Origin of the sequence: Arthrobacter zhaoguopingii (assembly GCF_009828595.1) — a bacterium.
Lineage (GTDB): Bacteria > Actinomycetota > Actinomycetes > Actinomycetales > Micrococcaceae > Arthrobacter_D > Arthrobacter_D zhaoguopingii.
On the sequence record NZ_WPNY01000028.1, the window covers coordinates 1 to 5,876 of the forward strand.

Annotated in this window: 3 rRNA genes; all 3 read right to left on the minus strand. The window is 57.1% G+C overall.

The features are described from left to right. Nucleotides 1-54: 54 nt before the first annotated feature. Nucleotides 55-171: ribosomal RNA gene (rrf, locus tag GVV86_RS18315) — 5S ribosomal RNA — on the minus strand. A 289-nt stretch (nucleotides 172-460) separates the two neighbouring features. Continuing rightward, a 23S ribosomal RNA gene (locus GVV86_RS18320) occupies nucleotides 461-3,633 on the minus strand. A 541-nt stretch (nucleotides 3,634-4,174) separates the two neighbouring features. Beyond that, nucleotides 4,175-5,701 (minus strand): 16S ribosomal RNA (locus GVV86_RS18325). Together the 16S, 23S and 5S rRNA genes form the textbook arrangement of a ribosomal RNA operon. Nucleotides 5,702-5,876 lie beyond the last annotated feature (175 nt).

Below are 5,876 nucleotides of genomic sequence, written 5' to 3' on the forward strand. Positions count from 1 at the left end.
GGTGGTTAAAGGGGTGCAGGCCCCACCGGTGGTGGGGCCTGCATTTTAAGGGTGGTCCGGCGGTGTCCTACTCTCCCACACTCTCTCGGGTGCAGTACCATCGGCGCTGTGGGTCTTAGCTTCCGGGTTCGGAATGGGACCGGGCGTTTCCCCCACGCTATGACCGCCGTAACTCGTTGTACCGTTCCCCGGTGTTCCCGGTGCCTGGCCCGTGCCCCTGGTGTGGGGGGGGTGGCTGGGTGTCCTGGGGTGGTAAGCCTGTTACGTCTTGCCTGTGCTGGACGTGTATTCAGTTGTGGTGCCCCCGTGGTGTCCGCCTCCGGGGTTGTGCCCTGGTGGTGGTGGGGGGGGGGTTCCTGTTGTTGGTTGGGAACCGCATAGTGGACGCGTAGCATTCGATCTTTGCACCTCCGCGTGAAGTGGAACGGGGTTTGAAGTCCCTTGTTCCTGCGGTGGTGGTGTGGTGTAAGTTATCGGCTTATTAGTACCGGTCAGCTTCGCAGGTCGTTGGTCCCTGCTTCCACATCCGGCCTATCAACCCAGTGGTCTGGCTGGGGGCCTCTCACACGGTTAGGTGTATGGAAATCTCATCTTGAAGCGGGCTTCCCGCTTAGATGCTTTCAGCGGTTATCCCATCCGAACGTAGCTAATCAGCGGTGCACTTGGCAGTACAACTGACACACCAGAGGTTCGTCCGTCCCGGTCCTCTCGTACTAAGGACAGCCCTTCTCAAATTTCCTGCGCGCGCAGCGGATAGGGACCGAACTGTCTCACGACGTTCTAAACCCAGCTCGCGTACCGCTTTAATGGGCGAACAGCCCAACCCTTGGGACCTACTCCAGCCCCAGGATGCGACGAGCCGACATCGAGGTGCCAAACCATGCCGTCGATATGGACTCTTGGGCAAGATCAGCCTGTTATCCCCGAGGTACCTTTTATCCGTTGAGCGACGGCCATTCCACAATGTGCCGCCGGATCACTAGTCCCGACTTTCGTCCCTGCTTGAGATGTCTCTCTCACAGTCAAGCTCCCTTGTGCACTTACACTCGCCACCTGATTGCCAACCAGGCTGAGGGAACCTTTGGGCGCCTCCGTTACTTTTTAGGAGGCAACCGCCCCAGTTAAACTACCCATCAGGCACTGTCCCTGACCCGGATTACGGGCCGAAGTTAGATATCCAGAGTGACCAGAGTGGTATTTCAACGATGACTCCACCCGAACTGGCGTCCGGGTCTCACAGTCTCCCACCTATCCTACACAAGCCACACCGAACACCAATACCAAACTATAGTGAAGGTCTCGGGGTCTTTCCGTCCTGCTGCGCGTAACGAGCATCTTTACTCGTACTGCAATTTCGCCGAGTTTATGGTTGAGACAGCGGGGAAGTCGTTACTCCATTCGTGCAGGTCGGAACTTACCCGACAAGGAATTTCGCTACCTTAGGATGGTTATAGTTACCACCGCCGTTTACTGGGGCTTAAATTCCCAGCTTCGCACCGCGCAAGCGCGGAACTAACCGGTCCTCTTAACCTTCCAGCACCGGGCAGGAGTCAGTCCGTATACATCGTCTTGCGACTTCGCACGGACCTGTGTTTTTAGTAAACAGTCGCTTCCCCCTGGTCTCTGCGGCCCCGATCCGCTCAGGCAAGCAAGTCGCCGTCACGGTTGGGGCCCCCCTTCTCCCGAAGTTACGGGGGCATTTTGCCGAGTTCCTTAACCATAATTCTCTCGATCGCCTTAGTATTCTCTACCTGATCACCTGTGTCGGTTTGGGGTACGGGCGGCTAAAACCTCGCGCCGATGCTTTTCTCGGCAGCATAGGATCACCAAATTCCCCCATACGGGGGTCCCATCAGATCTCAGGCGCGTGATTGAACACAAGGACGCGGATTTGCCTACGTCCTGCCCTACATCCTTAGACCGGGACAACCATCGCCCGGCTTGGCTACCTTCCTGCGTCACACCTGTTAATACGCTTACCTCCCAGGCTCAGGTCCCGCGCTCCACCAAAACCCTTCCACCACAAGGGCGGTCGGGCAGGTTTCGGGCGGTTAGTGTCCCCTGTTCGGTATGGGCGGTTTTTCGCCGGTACGGGAATATCAACCCGTTGTCCATCGACTACGCCTGTCGGCCTCGCCTTAGGTCCCGACTTACCCAGGGCAGATTAGCTTGACCCTGGAACCCTTGATCATCCGGCGGACGGGTTTCTCACCCGTCTTTCGCTACTCATGCCTGCATTCTCACTCGTGTGGGCTCCACCGCTGGTTTCCACCGCGGCTTCACTGCCCACACGACGCTCCCCTACCCATCCACACGCCTGAACTCAGGGGAACGAATCCCCGGCTTGGCTGATATGTGAATGCCACAACTTCGGCGGTGTACTTGAGCCCCGCTACATTGTCGGCGCGGAATCACTTGACCAGTGAGCTATTACGCACTCTTTCAAGGGTGGCTGCTTCTAAGCCAACCTCCTGGTTGTCTGGGCAACTCCACATCCTTTCCCACTTAGCACACGCTTAGGGGCCTTAGTTGGTGGTCTGGGCTGTTTCCCTCTCGACTATGAAGCTTATCCCCCACAGTCTCACTGCTGCGCTCTGACTTACCGGCATTCGGAGTTTGGCTGACGTCAGTAACCTTGTAGGGCCCATTAGCCATCCAGTAGCTCTACCTCCGGTAAGAAACACGCAACGCTGCACCTAAATGCATTTCGGGGAGAACCAGCTATCACGAAGTTTGATTGGCCTTTCACCCCTACCCACAGCTCATCCCCTCCATTTTCAACTGAAGTGGGTTCGGTCCTCCACGACGTCTTACCGTCGCTTCAACCTGGCCATGGGTAGATCACTTCGCTTCGGGTCTAGATCACGCCACTACGGTCGCCCTGTTCAGACTCGCTTTCGCTACGGCTTCCCCACACGGGTTAACCTCGCGACGTAACACTAACTCGCAGGCTCATTCTTCAAAAGGCACGCCGTCACAGCACCGTGATAAATCACGCACTGCTCCGACGGTTTGTAGGCACACGGTTTCAGGTACTGTTTCACTCCCCTCCCGGGGTACTTTTCACCTTTCCCTCACGGTACTGGTCCGCTATCGGTCATCAGGGAGTATTTAGGCTTACCAGGTGGTCCTGGCGGATTCGCACGGGATTTCTCGGGCCCCGTACTACTTGGGATACTCTCCAAACGGCAGCACGCATTACGGTTACGGGACTTACACCCTCTCCGGCCGGGCTTTCAAACCCGTTCACCTATACGCCTGCACACATTTCACCAGTCCGGCAGAACTGATACGGAAAGTCCCGCAACCCCAGTGATGCAACGCCCGCCGGCTATCACACACCACTGGTTTAGCCTCTTCCGCGTTCGCTCGCCACTACTAACGGAATCACTGTTGTTTTCTCTTCCTGTGGGTACTGAGATGTTTCACTTCCCCACGTTCCCTCCACGCACCCTATGTGTTCAGGTACGGGTCACCGGATCACGCACAAGGCGCCCCCGGCGGGGTTTCCCCATTCGGACATCCTGGGATCACCGTTCGGTTATCAACTCCCCCAGGCTTATCGCAGATTCCCACGTCCTTCTTCGGCTCCTGATGCCAAGGCATCCACCGTGTGCCCTTAAAAACTTGACCACAAAAGATCAAAAAACATATCGAGAAAACCAGGCCCGGACAGAATCCGGAACCAGGTCTATCTAAGAAATTGCTTCTTTTTAAGATGCTCGCGTCCACTATGCAGTTCTCAACCAACAACCCCATCACACCCACCCCCCGCACCCCCAAGGGACACGACGACGCGGCATGCGCGGGAAAACCAGAAACAACACACCCCACCCCCCGCACCCGCCCACAGCACCCCACCAGGGGACACCACGGACAACCACGAGAAACAGGGCCCTGTTATCTCAGGACCCAACAGTGTGCCAAACGCTTCCATCCCCTCCACCGCCCACCGGCGTTCCAGACGCACCGGCCACCCGCACCGCACCCCCAAAGGGACACCGGCAGGACACCAGGGCGCCGTACTAGCGGCAACCGGGAAAAGAACCCAAACTATTCGTTGATATTCCACCCATGAGCACCCACCGCGGAACAAACGCCCGCGCTATGGGCTCTCCTTGCAGGCACCACACCCAACACTCTGGTTGGGCCGGCACCCGAAGGCGCTCCTTAGAAAGGAGGTGATCCAGCCGCACCTTCCGGTACGGCTACCTTGTTACGACTTAGTCCCAATCGCCGGTCCCACCTTCGACGGCTCCCTCCCACAAGGGGTTAGGCCACCGGCTTCGGGTGTTACCAACTTTCGTGACTTGACGGGCGGTGTGTACAAGGCCCGGGAACGTATTCACCGCAGCGTTGCTGATCTGCGATTACTAGCGACTCCAACTTCATGAGGTCGAGTTGCAGACCTCAATCCGAACTGAGACCGGCTTTTTGGGATTAGCTCCACCTCACAGTATCGCAACCCTTTGTACCGGCCATTGTAGCATGCGTGAAGCCCAAGACATAAGGGGCATGATGATTTGACGTCGTCCCCACCTTCCTCCGAGTTGACCCCGGCAGTCTCCCATGAGTCCCCGGCATAACCCGCTGGCAACATGGAACGAGGGTTGCGCTCGTTGCGGGACTTAACCCAACATCTCACGACACGAGCTGACGACAACCATGCACCACCTGTAAACCGGCCACAAGTGGCTGACACATCTCTGCGCCATTCCGGTTCATGTCAAGCCTTGGTAAGGTTCTTCGCGTTGCATCGAATTAATCCGCATGCTCCGCCGCTTGTGCGGGCCCCCGTCAATTCCTTTGAGTTTTAGCCTTGCGGCCGTACTCCCCAGGCGGGGCACTTAATGCGTTAGCTACGGCGCGGAAAACGTGGAATGTCCCCCACACCTAGTGCCCAACGTTTACGGCATGGACTACCAGGGTATCTAATCCTGTTCGCTCCCCATGCTTTCGCTCCTCAGCGTCAGTTACAGCCCAGAGACCTGCCTTCGCCATCGGTGTTCCTCCTGATATCTGCGCATTTCACCGCTACACCAGGAATTCCAGTCTCCCCTACTGCACTCTAGTCTGCCCGTACCCACCGCAGATCCGGAGTTAAGCCCCGGACTTTCACGGCAGACGCGACAAACCGCCTACGAGCTCTTTACGCCCAATAATTCCGGATAACGCTTGCGCCCTACGTATTACCGCGGCTGCTGGCACGTAGTTAGCCGGCGCTTCTTCTGCAGGTACCGTCACTTTCGCTTCTTCCCTACTGAAAGAGGTTTACAACCCGAAGGCCTTCATCCCTCACGCGGCGTCGCTGCATCAGGCTTGCGCCCATTGTGCAATATTCCCCACTGCTGCCTCCCGTAGGAGTCTGGGCCGTGTCTCAGTCCCAGTGTGGCCGGTCACCCTCTCAGGCCGGCTACCCGTCGTCGCCTTGGTGGGCCATTACCCCGCCAACAAGCTGATAGGCCGCGAGTCCATCCAAAACCGCAATAAAGCTTTCCACCACCAGGCCATGCGGCCGGCAGTCATATCCGGTATTAGACCCGGTTTCCCAGGCTTATCCCAGAGTCAAGGGCAGGTTACTCACGTGTTACTCACCCGTTCGCCACTAATCCCCGGTGCAAGCACCGGATCATCGTTCGACTTGCATGTGTTAAGCACGCCGCCAGCGTTCATCCTGAGCCAGGATCAAACTCTCCGTAAATGCATTACAGACACAACACAAGCCCCCGGGAAAACGGCAACCCCTGCTGCACAAAATTCGAAACCAGCCAAAAAAACCAGCCCACCACACGGGGTGCGGCAGACCAGCCAATTCAACCAATCAAAAAACAATCGGTATCAACAAACTTGGCACACTATTGAGTTCTCAAACAACA